Origin of the sequence: Streptomyces sp. NPDC005423 (assembly GCF_040606415.1) — a bacterium.
Taxonomy (GTDB): domain Bacteria; phylum Actinomycetota; class Actinomycetes; order Streptomycetales; family Streptomycetaceae; genus Streptomyces.
Window position 1 is genome coordinate 71938 of sequence record NZ_JBEXET010000011.1, and the last position, 15770, is coordinate 87707.

A 15770-nucleotide genomic window follows, 5' to 3' on the forward strand; every position below is an offset into this window, starting at 1 on the left:
TGGTGCGCGAGAGGCCCTGGGTGTGCGGGTCCGCGCCGGTGGGCGGGGTCGCCTCCGCTACGCCGAGGCGGGCCGGGCCATGGCCTTCACGAAGGCGCGTTCCACGTCGGCCGCGGACAGGACCCCGTAGATCTCGCCGGTCTCCTCGACCACCAGGTACTCGGTGGCGGGGGTCGCGCGCAGGACGTCCAGGAGGTCCTCCCCGGCGAGTTCGGCCGAGACGCGCATCCCCTCGGTGAGGTCCTGGGCGAGGCCGCTGACCGCGACCCACGGGCGGCGGTGTTCCGGTACGCCGACGATCGCGGCCTCGCGGACCAGGGAGAGGGGCTCTCCCTCGGCGTCCACCACGACCAGGGCGCGGGCTCCGGCGGCGTTGGCGCGGCGCAGGGCCTCCGACAGGGGGGTGCTGGTCTCGACGGGTACCGCGCGCCGGGTGAGGTTGCGGGCGCGCAGCTCCGGGAGGTGCTCGCGCAGGCGGGCCATGCGCAGGCTGTTGCCGGCGCCGGTCCAGATGATCGCGGCGAGGATCGCCGCCAGCAGGGCGTCCGTGACCGTGTCCATGCCGCTGACGTGCGCGGAGTCGGGGCCGAGGGCGCCGGACTGGGTGAGCAGCGGGAGGCCGATCAGCACGGAGACGGCGAGCGCGCGGCCGACCCAGGCGGCGGCGATGGTGCCGGTCATCGGCCGGCCGGTGATCTTCCAGACGACGGCGCGGAGCATACGGCCGCCGTCGAGGGGCAGGCCGGGCAGGAAATTGAAGACGGCCACGATGAGGTTGGAGATCATCAGGCCGGCGAGCAGCACGCCGGGCACCGTGCCGGGCTCCACGGGCTGCAAGGCGAGGTAGAAGATGCCCGCGAGGATCAGCGAGAGCAGCGGGCCGACGAAGGCGAGCACGAACTCGCGGCCGGGTGTCTCGGCCTCCTTCTCGATCTCGGAGACCCCGCCGAAGAACTGGAGCTGGATGCGCCGCACCGGGAGTTTGAAGCGGAGGGCGGCGACCGTGTGGGCGAGTTCGTGGATCAGTACGGAGGCATAGAAGGCGACCGCGAAGAACAGCGACACCAGGTAGCGGGCGGCGCCGAGTTCGGGCAGCACACGGTCGAGCTGGCCGCCGAACACCCAGGTGATCAGGGCGGCCACGAGGAACCAGCTGGGCGCGACGTAGACGGGCACCCCGAAGGGACGCCCCATCAGGAGACCGCCACCGGGGTCCTTCGGCCGCTTGGGCGGGCGCCCCTTGGCGATGCCGGCATCCGCGTGGGCGCGGTCCGGGGCCCGGTCGCCGTCGGGCGAGGCGTGTGGGTGGGAGGGGGCGGCGGGGGTGGTGTGGGCCGGGGTGCGGTGGTGCGCGGGGGCGTCGGACGGCTGCTGGGCCGGGGAGGGCTCTGCCGCGGGGTTCGGGGCGTCGGCGGGGTCCGAGGCGTCGGCCGCTTCGGGGTGGCCGGCGGCTTTCGGGTGGTCCGCCGGTTCCGGGTTGTTGGCCGACGGTTCCGATCTGCCGTCCGACGGTTCGGGCTTGTCGGCCGACGGTTCGGCGTTGCCGGCCGCCGGTTCCGGGCTGCGCTCCGCCCGCGCGGGGGGCGTCGGCTCGGGGGGCTCGGTCGTCCGCTCGGTGGTGTCGGTGGTGTCGGTGGGCGTTTCGGGGTCGGGGGGCTGGGGGCCGGTGACCGGGGCCGTAGGGCCTGCGGGGTGCTCGGCCGGCTTGTCGTTGCCGGACCGCGGCTGCCCGCTCCCGCCGCTCTCGTCCACGGTGTCCCCTCGTTCGAAGCGTCCCCCGCGCCTGCCGGGCGGAGGGGTCTCGGGTCGATGGTATGCGGCGGTCGGGGCGCGTTCCGCCCCGGCACCCCCCGCGTTTCCCGGGCCGTCGCGCGAGACGGGGGGCGGTGGGCGGGGTCACTGTCAGTGGCGGGCCGTAAGGTCTGTCGTCATGGAGACGAGCACCGAGGGCGTCACGGCGGCCCTGGACGACGCGGGCGCGAGCGCCGGTACGGGGGCACCGGCCACCCCGGGGGCGGAAACGGCCGTTGACGCCGTGGCGGGCCCGGAGGCTGTGGCGGTCGCGGAGCCGGAGGCTGCCGAGGCCGCCGGGGCGGCGCCCCTCGCGGAGAGCGCGGTCGGCGCCGGCCGGGTACCGCGGGCGCCCACCTCCCTGTCGCCCTCGCGGGCCGGGGACTTCATGCAGTGTCCGTTGCTGTACCGGTTCCGGGTGATCGACCGGCTGCCGGAGAAGCCGAGTGAGGCCGCGACCCGGGGGACGCTGGTGCACGCGGTGTTGGAGCGGCTCTTCGACGCTCCGGCGGCGGAGCGCACGCCGCCGCACGCCAAGTCGCTGATCCCCGGGCAGTGGGACCGGCTGCGGGAGAGCCGGCCGGAGGTCGTGGAACTGTTCGCCGACGATCCGGAGGGCGAGCGGCTGACGCGCTGGCTGGGCGAGGCGGAGCGGCTGGTGGAGCGGTGGTTCTCGCTGGAGGACCCGACCCGGCTGGAGCCGGCCGAGCGCGAGCTGTCCGTCGAGACCGAGCTGGACTCCGGGCTGCGGCTGCGCGGGATCATCGACCGGGTCGACGTGGCGCCCACCGGCGAGGTGCGGATCGTCGACTACAAGACCGGCAAGGCGCCGCGCCCCGAGTACGCCGAGGGCGCGCTCTTCCAGATGAAGTTCTACGCGCTGGTGGTCTGGCGGCTGAAGCGGGTCGTTCCCCGGCGGCTCCAGCTCGTGTACCTGGGCAGCGGGGACGTGCTGACGTACGACCCGGTCGTCGCCGATCTGGAGCGGGTCGAGCGCAAACTGCTCGCCCTGTGGGAGGCGATCCGGCTGGCCACCGAGACGGGCGAGTGGCGGCCGCGGCCGACCAAGCTGTGCGGCTGGTGCGATCACCAGGCGGTCTGCCCGGAGTTCGGCGGTACTCCCCCGCCCTATCCGCTGCCGGTCGGGGCGGCCGGGTCCGGCGGCGTCGAGCAGGGCAGAATGGGGCCGGACTAGCGAAGGAGACTTACGTGGCCATCCGCGTCCTACTCGTCGACGACCAGCCGCTGTTGCGTACCGGCTTCCGGATGATTCTGGAGGCCGAGCAGGACATCGCGGTCGTCGGTGAGGCCGGAGACGGCCTGCAGGCGCTCGACCAGGTGCGTGCGTTGCAGCCCGATGTGGTGCTGATGGACATCCGGATGCCTCGGATGGACGGGGTCGAGGCGACCCGGCAGATCACCGGGCCGGGGCGGGACGGGCCGGCCAAGGTGCTGGTGCTGACCACCTTCGACCTCGACGAGTACGTGGTGGAGGCGTTGCGCGCCGGCGCCAGCGGCTTCCTGCTGAAGGACGCCCCGGCCAACGAACTGGTGCAGGCGATCCGCGTGGTGGCCGCCGGTGAGGCCATGCTGGCACCGAGCATCACCCGCCGGCTGCTCGACAAGTACGCCGGGCATCTGCCGTCCGGCGACGAACCCGTGCCGGACACGCTGCACACGCTGACGGATCGCGAGGTGGAGGTGCTCAAGCTGGTGGCGCGCGGGCTGTCCAACGCCGAGATAGCCGCCGACCTCTTCGTCAGCGAGACCACCGTGAAGACACACGTGGGGCATGTCCTCACCAAGCTGGGGCTGCGTGACCGGGTGCAGGCCGCGGTGTACGCGTACGAGAGCGGTCTGGTGCGTCCCGGCGCGCAGTAGCGGCCGCAGCCGAGCGCGCGTACGACAGTGGGGCCCCTTCCGAGCGGAAGGGGCCCCACTGTCGTGCCGGCCGCACGCGGGCCGGTCGGTCAGCTCACGCCGCGGCCGAGCTCCCAGAGCTGGAGCGTCGAGGAGGAGTTGAGCGCGTACGCCGAGCCCGTGATGTCGTCACGCGCGGCCACGTACTGCTTCCCCTGCCAGAGCGGGATCACCGGAACATCGCGGGCGACGAGGTCCTGGATCGCGGTCAGGCTCTTCGCCGCGGCGAGCCGGTCGTCCTCGCGGCGGGACTCGGGGATCAGCGTGTTGCGGATGTCGGAGTTGACGTACGGCAACCCGAGGAAGTTGTTCTTGTCGAGGAAGGGCGCGAGGTAGTTGTCGGCGTCGGGGAAGTCGGGGAACCAGCCCATGCCGTAGACGTCGTACGTGCCCTTCTGCTCGGCCGGGCGGAACGTCGACCAGGCCGTGCCCTTGATGTTGACGTCGAAGAGGCCGCTGGCGTTGAGCTGCTTCTGCAGCTGCTGGAACTCCTGCGCGGTGGCCGAGCCGTAGTGGTCGGTCGTGTAGTGCAGGGTCAGCTTCACCGGGGTGGTGATGCCGGCCTTGCTCATCGTGGTCCTGGCCTTGCTGACGCTCGGGTCCCCGTACTTGTTGAAGAACGAGTTGGAGTGACCGGTGATGGTCGCCGGGACCAGGGAGTACAGCGGCTCGGCCTCGGTGCCGTAGACCTTGGAGACGAGTTCGCCGCGGTTGATGATCTGGGCCATCGCCTGGCGTACCGCCGCGCTCTTCACGCTCGCGGCGTCGGTGTTGAAGGCGAGGTAGCGGATCTCCAGGCCGGGCATCTCGACGAGGTCGATCTTGCCGGTGCCGGAGGAGTCGCTGAGCTTCTGGATCTGCTGCGGCGACATGGTGCGCGTCATCACGTCGATGTCGCCCTTGGTGAGCGCGGCGCCCATGGCGTCCGCGTCCGCGAAGGAGCGCATCACGACCTTGTCGTTGTTCACCTTCAGAATCCCCTTGTAATTGGGGTTCTTGGCGAAGGTGGCCGACGTGAGCTCGTCGTTCTTCACGCTCGACTGGAACGTGTACGGCCCGGACCCGTCGATGTCGAAGCCGTCGCGCAGCTTGTCCTTGGCGTAGTCGCTCGGGTTCACGATGCCCGCGACCGGCGTGGACAGCTTGTACGGGAAGGTCGCGTCGGCCGTCTTCAGATGGAAGATGACCTCGCGGTCGCCCTGCGTCTCGATGGTGTCGACGGTGGACATCAGGGCGAAGACACCACTGTCGGCCTTGATGCGCATGGCGCGGTCGATGGAGTACTTCACATCGGCCGCGGTGATCTTGTCGCCGCTGGCGAACTTCAGTCCGTCGCGCAGGGTGCAGGCGTAGCGCTCTTTGCCGGTGTCGGTGAAACCGCACTTCTCGGCCGCCTCGGGGACCGGGTTGCCCTCGCCCTTGGGCTGGGTCAGCAGCGTCTGCACGGTCTGGCGCAGGATGTTCCAGGTGCCGACGTCGTAGGCGTAGGCGGGGTCGAGCGGCGCCGGAGCTTCCTTCGTGGCCGTGAACCGGTCCGTGGTGCCGACGGTGATCGCATCGCCGCCAGAGCTCCCGCTGCCGGACCCACCGCAGGCGGCGAGCACCGGCGCGAGCAGACCGGCCACGGCCGGCAGCACCAAAGTCTTGCGGTTCATGCTCGAGTTTCTCCAGAGCTGTTTCGAGTCCGTGTATCCCACATGCAGGGGTGTCGCCGGGGATCACGGGGGTAAGGGCGATGTTCTCGCGTTGAGATTAGTCCGCACCCGCTCGGGGGTTCGCAACCCCTGCCGCCCAGTTCCCATCACACAGCGAAACCGGCTGTGGACGGACCGAAAACCCGACAGCGGAAGGATTAGTGCACGCTTTCACCAATCGGGACACAAGGGCACCGCGGAGACCCCCGAAATGGGGTGAACAGCACAGCTTGCCACCGATGTCGACCCCCGTGCGCGTGGCGAACCTCACACACTCAACTCGGGCGGGAAGTACCGGAATTCGGCCATGCGACAGGTTTCCCATTCTTTTCCCGTCGCCTCCCGTCGCTTCCCGTCCGTGAGTTGGCGACGAGTCAGATGACGCGCGGCGAGCAATCCGTGATCGTTCCTCGTCAATGCGTGATCACTCCGCGTCGATCCGCCTTCGATCCGCCTTCGATACGCCTTCGGTCCGTCATCGGTCCGTCACCAGGCCGCGCAGAAAAGCCAGGTCGACGTGGTCCAACGACGGCACGACGGTGCGGCCGGCGGCCGGCGCGATGGACGCCACCGACGGCACCGCCACCACCTGGCAGCCGGCCGCCTCCGCGGCGGCCACTCCGGTCGCGGTGTCCTCGACGACCGCGCACCGGGCCGGGTCCGCCCCCAGCCGGGCGGCGGCCAGCAGATACGGGTCGGGGTGCGGCTTGGTGCGCGCCACCTCGTCACCGGCCACCGACAGCGTGAAGTGGTGGGGACCGAGCACGGAGAGCACCCGGTCGATGATCCGCCGGTGGGAGGCGGAGACCAGCGCCGTGGGGATCCGGTGGGCGGAGAGCTCGGCCAGCAGCCGGGCGGCGCCCGGCATCAGCGGCAGCGAGTGCGCGATGCGCTTCTCGAACCCCGCGTTGAGCAGCACGGACAGTTCGGCGAGGGTGATGGCCGCGCCGGTGGCCTCGATCAGGAACCCCGCGCTGCGGGTCATGGGGCCGCCGACCACGACATGGCGCCATGCCTCGTCCAGGGTGTGCCCGAGGGCGGCGAAGACCTCGGCCTCGACCTCCCACCAGAAGCCCTCGGTGTCCACCAGGGTGCCGTCCATGTCGAGGAGTACGGCCTGGAGGGCGGAGCCTTCGGCCGTACGTGTTCCGAGCGCGGGGACCGTACTGGTCATCCGGGCGCACCTCCTTGAGGGACGATCAGGCCGGCCGCCCCTGCTGCACAGAGGGCGACCGGCCTGCGATGGACCGACAAGTGTACGACTTATCCGATCAGTGTGCTCGTCCGTTCAGCGCGCGTTGAAGTACTTCGCCTCCGGGTGGTGGATCACGATCGCGTCGGTTGACTGCTCGGGGTGCAGCTGGAACTCCTCGGAGAGGTGGACACCGATGCGCTCCGGTTCCAGGAGTGCGGCGATCTTGGCTCGGTCCTCCAGGTCGGGGCAGGCGCCGTAGCCGAGGGAGAAGCGGGCGCCCCGGTACTTGAGGGCGAACATGTCCTCGACCCGGTTCGGGTCCTCGCCGGCGAAGCCCAGCTCGGAGCGGACGCGCGCGTGCCAGTACTCGGCGAGCGCCTCGGCCAACTGCACGGAGAGGCCGTGCAGTTCGAGGTAGTCGCGGTAGGAGTTGGACTCGAAGAGCTTGGCGGTCTCCGTGCCGATCCGGGAACCGACGGTGACGATCTGGAAGCCGACCACGTCGGTCTCGCCGGACTCCTCCGGGCGGAAGAAGTCGGCCAGGCACAGCCGTCGGCCGCGGCGCTGGCGCGGGAAGGTGAAGCGGGTCCGCTCGTTGCCCTGGTCGTCCAGGACGATCAAGTCGTCGTCCTTGGAGACGCAGGGGAAGTAGCCATAGACCACGGCCGCTTCGAGGAGGTTCTCGGTCTGGAGCCGGTCCAGCAGCCCGCGCAGCCGGGGTCGGCCCTCGCGCTCGACGAGCTCCTCGTACGTCGGTCCGTCACCGGCGCGGGCCTGCTTCAGACCCCACTGGCCCTTGAAGAGCGCGCCCTCGTCGAGCCAGCTCGCGTACTCCTTGAGCGGGATGCCCTTGATGACCCGGGTGCCCCGGAAGGGCGGCTCGGGGACCGGGTTGTCGGTCGCGGTGTCGGAGCGGACGTGCCCCTCCTCGGGGCGCTCCTCCGTCTGGACCGCGGCGGCCGGCCGCACCCGGCGCTGCTTGAGGTCGGGCAGCTTCGCGCCGGGCACGCCCCGCTTGACGCCGATCAGCGCGTCCATCAGGCGCAGGCCCTCGAACGCATCGCGGGCGTACCGGACTTCGCCCTCGTAGATCTCGTGCAGGTCCTGCTCGACGTAGGCCCGCGTGAGCGCGGCGCCACCGAGGATGACCGGGTAGTCGGCGGCCAGCTTGCGCTGGTTGAGCTCCTCCAGGTTCTCCTTCATGATCACCGTGGACTTGACCAGGAGGCCGGACATGCCGATGACGTCGGCGCGGTGCTCCGCGGCGGCTTCCAGGATCGCGGAGACCGGCTGCTTGATGCCGAGGTTGACGACGTTGTAGCCGTTGTTGGACAGGATGATGTCGACGAGGTTCTTGCCGATGTCGTGGACGTCGCCGCGCACGGTGGCCAGCACGATGGTGCCCTTGCCCTCCGCGTCCGACTTCTCCATGTGCGGTTCGAGGTAGGCGACCGCGGTCTTCATGACCTCGGCGGACTGGAGCACGAACGGCAGCTGCATCTGGCCGGAACCGAACAGTTCGCCGACGACCTTCATCCCGTCCAGGAGCGTCTCGTTGACGATGTCGAGGGCGGGGCGGGACTCCAACGCCTCGGCGAGGTCGGCCTCCAGGCCGTTCTTCTCGCCGTCGATGATGCGGCGCTTGAGGCGCTCGTCCAGCGGGAGGGCGGCCAACTCCTCGGCCCGGCCCGCCTTCAGGGACTTGGTGGTGGCTCCCTCGAAGAGGGCCATCAGCTTCTGCAGCGGGTCGTAGCCCTCGGCTCGGCGGTCGTAGATGAGGTCGAGGGCGGTGGTGACCTGCTCGTCGTCGAAGCGGGCGATCGGCAGGATCTTCGAGGCGTGCACGATGGCCGAGTCGAGGCCCGCCTTGACGCACTCGTCGAGGAAGACGGAGTTGAGCAGGACGCGGGCGGCCGGGTTGAGGCCGAAAGAGATGTTCGACAGGCCCAGCGTGGTCTGTACGTCGGGGCGGCGGCGCTTGAGTTCGCGGATCGCCTCGATGGTGGCGACGCCGTCCTTGCGGGACTCCTCCTGACCGGTACAGATGGTGAAGGTCAGGGTGTCGATGAGGATGTCCGACTCCAGGACGCCCCAGTTGGCCGTCAGGTCCTCGATGAGCCGTTCGGCGATGGCGACCTTGGTCTCGACGGTGCGGGCCTGGCCCTCCTCGTCGATGGTCAGCGCGATCAGCGCGGCGCCGTGCTCCCGGGCGAGCTCCGTGACCTTGGCGAAGCGGGACTCCGGGCCGTCGCCGTCCTCGTAGTTGACGGAGTTGATGACGGCGCGACCGCCGAGCTTCTCCAACCCGGCCCGGAGTACCGGGACTTCGGTGGAGTCGAGGACGATCGGCAGGGTGGAGGCGGTGGCGAAACGGCCGGCCAGCTCCTCCATGTCGGCGACACCGTCGCGGCCGACGTAGTCCACGCAGAGGTCGAGCATGTGCGCGCCCTCGCGGATCTGGTCGCGGGCCATCTCCACGCAGTCGTCCCAGCGGCCGGCGAGCATGGCGTCGCGGAACTTCTTCGAGCCGTTGGCGTTGGTGCGCTCGCCGATCGCCAGGTACGCGGTGTCCTGCCGGAACGGGACGGTCTGGTAGAGCGAGGCGGCGCCGGGCTCGGGCTGGGGGTGGCGTTCCACGGGGCTCGACTCGCGGACCCGCTCGACGAGCCGGCGCAGGTGTTCGGGGGTGGTGCCGCAGCAGCCGCCGACCAGATTGAGGCCGTAGTCGCGGACGAAGGTCTCCTGCGCGTCCGCCAGGCCCTCGGGGTCGAGCGGGAAGTGGGCGCCGTCCTTGGTGAGGATGGGCAGGCCCGCGTTGGGCATGCACAGCAGCGGGGTGCGGGAGTGGCGGGCCAGATAGCGCAGGTGCTCGCTCATCTCGGCGGGGCCGGTCGAGCAGTTGAGCCCGATCATGTCGATGCCGAGGGGTTCCAGCGCGGTCAGCGCGGCGCCGATCTCCGAGCCGAGCAGCATGGTGCCGGTCGTCTCGAAGGCCATCGAGACCAGCAGCGGTACGTCGGTGCCGGTCGCCTCCATCGCGCGGCGGGCGCCCAGCACGGAGGACTTGGTCTGGAGCAGGTCCTGGGTGGTCTCCACGATCAGGGCGTCCGCGCCGCCGGCGAGGAGGCCCTCGGCGTTCGCCTGGAAGCCGTCGCGCAGGGTGCGGTAGCCGATGTGGCCGAGGGTGGGGAGCTTGGTGCCGGGGCCCATCGAGCCGAGCACCCAGCGCTGGCGGCCGTCGCGGGCGCCGAAGTCGTCGGCGGTCTCGCGGGCGATGCGGGCGCCGGCCTCGGAGAGCGCGTGGACGCGGTCGGCGATGTCGTACTCGGCCAGCGCGGAGTGGTTGGCGCCGAAGGTGTTGGTCTCGACGCAGTCGACGCCCGTGCCGAAGTACTCCTCGTGGACGGAGCGGACGATGTCGGGGCGGGTGAGGTTGAGGATCTCGTTGCAGCCTTCGAGGTCCTCGAAGTCGTCGAGCGTGGGCTCCTGGGCCTGGAGCATGGTGCCCATCGCTCCGTCGGCGACCACCACGCGGGTGGCGAGGGCCTCTCGGAGCGCGGACACTCGGGTCCGGCTGTCGGCGGAAGGGGTCAGTGGCGACGAGGCCATGGAGGGGCTCCCTGGAGTGCGACGGCTGTCGGCTTTGCGGCTACCAGAGGAACCTCTCACGGATACTCCCCTGGAGCACGCCCGTCCGCCAGCGTAACGGGGCGGGGGCCCGGATGCCGGGGACGTCCACGGGACGGACGAGGATGGGGGGCACGGCACGTCCACCGCGGTTTCGCGTCAACTGGGGTAAGAGGTGTCGACCGACTATTAGCGAGAGGTCGGCATCGACCGGTAGTGTTCGACATTGCCGAACGGTGGCAGCGGCGTACCGCGCCGTGGGCCGAAAGACGGCGCTGAGCGTCGTCGATCGAAGGGGACGGAGGCAGCACGGCGATGGCACGGAACATCCAGTCGCTCGAACGGGCGGCCGCGATGCTGCGCCTGCTCGGGGGCGGCGAGCGGCGGCTCGGCCTCTCGGACATCGCCTCCTCTCTGGGCCTCGCCAAGGGCACGGCCCACGGCATCCTGCGCACCCTCCAGGCGGAGGGTTTCGTCGAGCAGGACGACGCCTCGGGGCGCTACCAGCTGGGCGCCGAACTACTGCGGCTGGGCACCACCTACCTCGACGTGCACGAGTTGCGGGCGCGCGCCCTGGTGTGGACGGACGACCTGGCCCGCTCCAGCGGCGAGAGCGTGCACCTGGGGGTGCTGCACCTCCAGGGCGTGCTGATCGTGCACCACGTCTTCCGCCCCGACGACAGCCGGCAGGTCCTGGAGATCGGCGCCATGCAGCCGCTGCACTCCACCGCCCTGGGCAAAGTGCTGTCGGCGTACGACCCGGTCGCGCACAGCGAGGCGCTGGAGGCCGACCGCAAGCCGTTCACGGAGCGGACCGTCTCCGAGCTCGCCGACTTCGAGCACGTGCTGGACGTGACGCGCGCGCGTGGGTACGCCGCCGACGTGGAGGAGACCTGGGAGGGCGTCGCGTCCATCGCCGCGCCGATCCACGACCGGCGGCACATGCCGGTGGGCGCGGTCGACATCACCGGGGCCGTCGAGCGGGTCTGCCGGGACGGCGAACTGCGCCCGGAGCTGATCGCGGCCGTCCGGGACTGTGCCCGAGCCGTCTCGCGGGACCTGGGCGCCGGGCGGTTCTGAGGGACCGCCGAGCCCCGGCGCCGCACTCCCGGGATTCCGGGCCCCCTGCTGTCACGACCGGAACACCGAAGCGGCGTTCCGGGACAAGTCGTATTCTTATGTGACATGACTGGCCAAAGTGTCAGATCACCACAGACCGTGTGTCCGGGTCGACGTCCCGGGCACGGGCCGCGAGATCGACAGCTCACCGCGATCAATAACGATCGAGTTTTCGATAACAGCACTCTTGACGTGCCCGTAACGCCGGAGCGAGACTCGCGTCCATCGGTCGACATTGTCGAACACCTACCGGCAATACGCGTTAGAGTGTGACAACGCCACAGGCCGACCATTCGCTCTCACTCCCGAGAGCGCTCGACCCCCGGTGGGACCCGGGGTTCGGCTTCCCTGGACGAAGGACAAAGGAGTCGCGGGTGTCCAGCTCCGACATCTTCATCGGCGAGACCATCGGTACCGCCATTCTCATCCTGCTCGGCGGTGGCGTCTGCGCCGCCGTCACGCTGAAGGCCTCCAAGGCCCGGAACGCCGGCTGGCTGGCCATCGCCTTCGGGTGGGGTTTTGCCGTACTGACCGCCGTCTACATTTCCGGCCCGCTTTCCGGGGCCCACCTGAACCCGGCCGTGACCCTCGCGCTCACGATCAAGGACGGTGGCTGGGGCAACCTCCCCATCTACTGGGGCGGCCAGCTGCTCGGCGCCATGATCGGCGCGGCACTGGTCTGGGTGGCCTACTACGGCCAGTTCCAGCTCCACCTCACCGACGCGGAGATCATCGGCGAGCCGGTGGCCAAGGCCGTCGTCGCCGAGGAGAAGGGCGCGGGCCCGGTCCTGGGCATCTTCTCCACCGGTCCGGAGATCCGTAACGTGTGGCAGAACCTCGCCACCGAGATCATCGGCACCTTCGTGCTCATCATCGCCGTCCTCACCGAGGGCCTCAACGCCAAGGGCACCGGCCTCGGCGTCCTCGGCGGTCTGATCACCGCCCTGGTGGTCGTCTCCATCGGTCTGTCGCTCGGTGGCCCGACCGGATACGCGATCAACCCGGCCCGTGACCTCGGTCCGCGCATCGTGCACGCGCTCCTGCCTCTGCCCAACAAGGGCGGCTCCGACTGGAGCTACGCCTGGATCCCGGTGGTCGGTCCGCTGATCGGCGGCGCCATCGCGGCAGGCCTCTACAACGTCGCCTTCGCCTGAGCCGACCGGAGCCTCACCGCTCAAGGACTCATGCGCACCGCGCCGTAAGACAGCCCTCCATCCACGGACTCAGGAGCACACAGTGACCGACGCGCACACCGCCGGACCGTTCATCGCGGCCATCGACCAGGGCACGACCTCCAGCCGCTGCATCGTCTTCGACCGGGACGGCCGGATCGTCTCCGTCGACCAGAAGGAGCACGAGCAGATCTTCCCGAAGCCGGGCTGGGTCGAGCACGATGCCAAGGAGATCTGGACCAACGTCGAGGAGGTCGTCGCCTCCGCCATCGAGAAGGCCGGCATCACCCGCGACGACATCAAGGCCATCGGCATCACCAACCAGCGTGAGACCACGCTGCTGTGGGACAAGAACACCGGTGAGCCCGTCCACAACGCCATCGTCTGGCAGGACACCCGCACCGACGCGCTCTGCAAGGAGCTCGGCCGCAACGTCGGCCAGGACCGCTTCCGCCGACAGACCGGGCTGCCGCTCGCGTCGTACTTCGCCGGACCCAAGGCCCGCTGGCTGCTGGACAACGTCGAGGGGCTGCGCGAGCGCGCCGAGGCCGGGGACATCCTCTTCGGCACCATGGACAGCTGGGTCATCTGGAACCTGACGGGCGGTGTGAACGGCGGCAAGCACGTCACCGACGTCACCAACGCCTCCCGCACCATGCTGATGAACCTGCACACCATGGAGTGGGACGAGAGCATCGCCGAGTCCATCGGCGTCCCGATGAACATGCTGCCCGAGATCCGCTCCTCGGCCGAGATCTACGGCGAGGTCACCGGCGGCCGTCTCGGCGACGTGCTCGGCGGCATCCCGGTCGCCTCGGCGCTCGGCGACCAGCAGGCGGCGCTGTTCGGCCAGACCTGTTTCGCCGAGGGCGAGGCGAAGTCGACGTACGGCACCGGCACCTTCCTGCTGATGAACACCGGTGAGAAGCCGGTCAACTCGTACAACGGCCTGCTCACCACGGTCGGTTACCGCATCGGCGACCAGAAGGCGGTCTACGCCCTGGAGGGCTCGATCGCCGTCACCGGTTCGCTGGTGCAGTGGATGCGCGACCAGATGGGCCTGATCTCCACCGCCGCCGAGATCGAGACCCTCGCGCTCTCGGTCGAGGACAACGGCGGCGCCTACTTCGTACCGGCCTTCTCCGGTCTGTTCGCCCCGTACTGGCGCTCCGACGCCCGCGGTGTGATCGCCGGCCTGACCCGGTACGTCACCAAGGCGCACCTCGCGCGCGCCGTCCTGGAGGCCACGGCCTGGCAGACCCGTGAGATCACCGACGCCATGACGAAGGACTCCGGCGTCGAGCTCGCGGCGATCAAGGTCGACGGCGGCATGACCTCCAACAACCTGCTGATGCAGACGCTCTCGGACTTCGTGGACGCCCCCGTGGTGCGCCCGATGGTCGCCGAGACCACCTGCCTCGGCGCCGCCTACGCCGCCGGCCTCGCCGTCGGCTTCTGGACCAGCACCGACGACCTGCGCGCCAACTGGCGCCGGGCCGCCGAGTGGACCCCCAACATGGACGCGGAGAAGCGCGACCGTGAGTACAAGAGCTGGCTCAAGGCCGTGGAGCGGACCATGGGCTGGCTCGAAGACGAAAACTGACGAGGAGTAAGAACCCCACATGACCAGTCAGTCCACCCTGCAGTCCGTACCTGCCCTCGGTACGCACCCGGCCTCCGGCTCGAACCCGAGCCGGGCCGAGACCCGGGAGCAGCTCTCCAAGGCGACGTACGACCTCCTCGTCATCGGCGGCGGCATCCTGGGCATCTCCACCGCCTGGCACGCCGCGCAGTCCGGGCTGCGGGTGGCCCTGGTCGACGCCGGCGACTTCGCCGGCGCCACCTCTTCCGCCTCCTCCAAGCTGCTCCACGGCGGTCTGCGCTATCTGCAGACCGGCGCGGTGAAGCTGGTGGCGGAGAACCACTTCGAGCGCCGTGCGGTCTCCCGTCAGGTGGCTCCCCACCTGGCGAACCCGCTCACCTTCTACCTCCCCGTGTACAAGGGCGGGCCGCACGGCGCGGCGAAGCTCGGGGCGGGCGTCTTCGCCTACTCCGCGCTCTCCGCGTTCGGCGACGGCGTCGGCCACCTCCTCTCCCCGGCCAAGGCCGCGCAGGACGTGCCCGAGCTGCGCACCGAGAACCTCAAGGCCGTGGCCGTCTACGGCGACGACCAGATGAACGACGCGCGCATGGCGCTGATGACGGTCCGCGCGTCCGTCGAGGCGGGCGCGGTCGTCCTCAACCACGCCGAGGTCACCGGCCTGCGCTTCACCAAGGGCCGGGTGACCGGCGCGGAGCTGCGCGACCGCACCTCCGGGGACGAGTTCGGGGTGAGCGCCCGGCTGGTGCTCAACGCGACCGGCCCCTGGGTCGACCACCTGCGCAGGATGGAGGACCCGAACGCGGCCCCCTCGATCCGCCTCTCCAAGGGCGCGCACCTGGTCCTGAAGCGCACCTCCCCCTGGAAGGCCGCGCTCGCCACCCCCATCGACAAGTACCGGATCACCTTCGCCCTCCCGTGGGAGGACATGCTGCTGCTCGGCACCACCGACGAGGAGTTCGAGGGCGACCCGGCGGATGTCGCGGTCACCGAGAAGGACATAGCGCAGATCCTGGACGAGGCCGCGTTCTCGGTCCGGGACCAGCAGCTCTCGCGCGACCTGATCACGTACTCCTTCGCGGGTCTGCGGGTGCTGCCCGGCGGCCCCGGTGACACGGCGAAGGCCAAGCGCGAGACCGTGGTCACGGAAGGCAGCGGCGGAATGCTCTCCGTCGCGGGCGGCAAGTGGACCACCTTCCGGCACATCGGCCGTACGGTCATGCAGAAGCTGGAGGCGCTGCCGGGCCACCCGCTCGGCGAGGGCGTCGAGCCGATCTCCTCGCTGCCGAAGAAGCTGCCGCTGCCGGGTGTCGCCAACCCGCGCGCGGTCGCCCACCGGCTGCTGGTCGACAACCCGGCGACCGGCCCGCGCATGGCGGCGGACACCGCGAAGCACCTGGCGACGCATTACGGTTCGCTCGCCTTCGACATCGCCCGGCTCGCCAACGAGAACGCCGAACTGGGCGAGCGCGTCCACCCCGACGCCCCCGAGATCTGGGCGCAGGTCGTCTACGCCCGCGACCACGAGTGGGCCGAGACCCAGGACGACGTCCTGCGCCGCCGTACGACCCTGACCATCCGCGGCCTGGCCACGGACGAGATCCGGGCGAAGGTCCAGGACGTGCTCGACAAGAAGAAGTAGTCGCCACGAC

10 protein-coding genes are annotated in these 15770 nt (G+C 70.3%); 6 read left to right on the forward strand and 4 right to left on the reverse strand.

All coding sequences use genetic code 11. The features are described 5' to 3' along the window. Positions 1-57: 57 nt before the first annotated feature. Positions 58-1752 carry a site-2 protease family protein gene (locus ABZT12_RS14965; protein WP_356383008.1) on the reverse strand — a complete coding sequence of 565 codons (1695 nt, stop codon included), beginning with the start codon at positions 1750-1752 and terminating at the stop codon, positions 58-60. A 178-nt stretch (positions 1753-1930) separates the two neighbouring features. On the opposite strand from ABZT12_RS14965, the gene ABZT12_RS14970 reads away from it, so the two are divergent. Together ABZT12_RS14970 and ABZT12_RS14975 are read left to right on the forward strand one after the other, a co-directional pair. Continuing rightward, the gene (locus ABZT12_RS14970; protein WP_356383011.1) at positions 1931-2986 is read left to right on the forward strand and encodes a RecB family exonuclease; all 1056 of its coding nucleotides are present in this window, start codon (positions 1931-1933) and stop codon (positions 2984-2986) included. A gap of 14 nt (positions 2987-3000) precedes the next feature. Continuing rightward, positions 3001-3672, forward strand: a complete 672-nt coding sequence (locus ABZT12_RS14975) for a response regulator transcription factor (RefSeq protein ID WP_030356234.1) — start codon at positions 3001-3003, stop codon at positions 3670-3672. Positions 3673-3761: 89 nt separating this feature from the next. Here the strand turns inward: ABZT12_RS14975 and ABZT12_RS14980 are convergent, their stop codons facing one another. The 3 genes from ABZT12_RS14980 to metH all read right to left on the reverse strand — a co-directional run bounded on the left by ABZT12_RS14980 (position 3762) and on the right by metH (position 10209). Further along, on the reverse strand, positions 3762-5366 hold the full coding sequence (locus ABZT12_RS14980; protein WP_356383015.1) for an ABC transporter substrate-binding protein: 1605 nt from the start codon (positions 5364-5366) through the stop codon (positions 3762-3764). A 514-nt stretch (positions 5367-5880) separates the two neighbouring features. Continuing rightward, a complete protein-coding gene (locus tag ABZT12_RS14985; RefSeq protein WP_356383018.1) occupies positions 5881-6579 on the reverse strand; it encodes an HAD family phosphatase in 699 nt (232 codons plus the stop codon). Positions 6580-6693: 114 nt separating this feature from the next. Further along, on the reverse strand, positions 6694-10209 hold the full coding sequence (metH, locus tag ABZT12_RS14990; RefSeq protein WP_356383021.1) for a methionine synthase: 3516 nt from the start codon (positions 10207-10209) through the stop codon (positions 6694-6696). A gap of 333 nt (positions 10210-10542) precedes the next feature. Between metH and ABZT12_RS14995 the strand changes: the two genes are divergently transcribed. The 4 genes from ABZT12_RS14995 to ABZT12_RS15010 all read left to right on the forward strand — a co-directional run bounded on the left by ABZT12_RS14995 (position 10543) and on the right by ABZT12_RS15010 (position 15760). After that, positions 10543-11307 carry an IclR family transcriptional regulator gene (locus tag ABZT12_RS14995; protein WP_356383025.1) on the forward strand — a complete coding sequence of 255 codons (765 nt, stop codon included), beginning with the start codon at positions 10543-10545 and terminating at the stop codon, positions 11305-11307. Between the two features lie 413 nt (positions 11308-11720). Beyond that, positions 11721-12500: an MIP/aquaporin family protein gene (locus ABZT12_RS15000; RefSeq protein WP_356383027.1), complete on the forward strand. Its 780-nt coding sequence runs from the start codon at positions 11721-11723 to the stop codon at positions 12498-12500. Between the two features lie 82 nt (positions 12501-12582). Continuing rightward, positions 12583-14121: a glycerol kinase GlpK gene (gene glpK / locus ABZT12_RS15005; protein ID WP_356383030.1), complete on the forward strand. Its 1539-nt coding sequence runs from the start codon at positions 12583-12585 to the stop codon at positions 14119-14121. Positions 14122-14140: 19 nt separating this feature from the next. Then, positions 14141-15760 (forward strand): glycerol-3-phosphate dehydrogenase/oxidase, encoded by a 1620-nt coding sequence (locus ABZT12_RS15010; RefSeq protein ID WP_356383033.1) that lies wholly within the window; start codon positions 14141-14143, stop codon positions 15758-15760. The last annotated feature ends 10 nt before the right edge of the window (positions 15761-15770 follow it).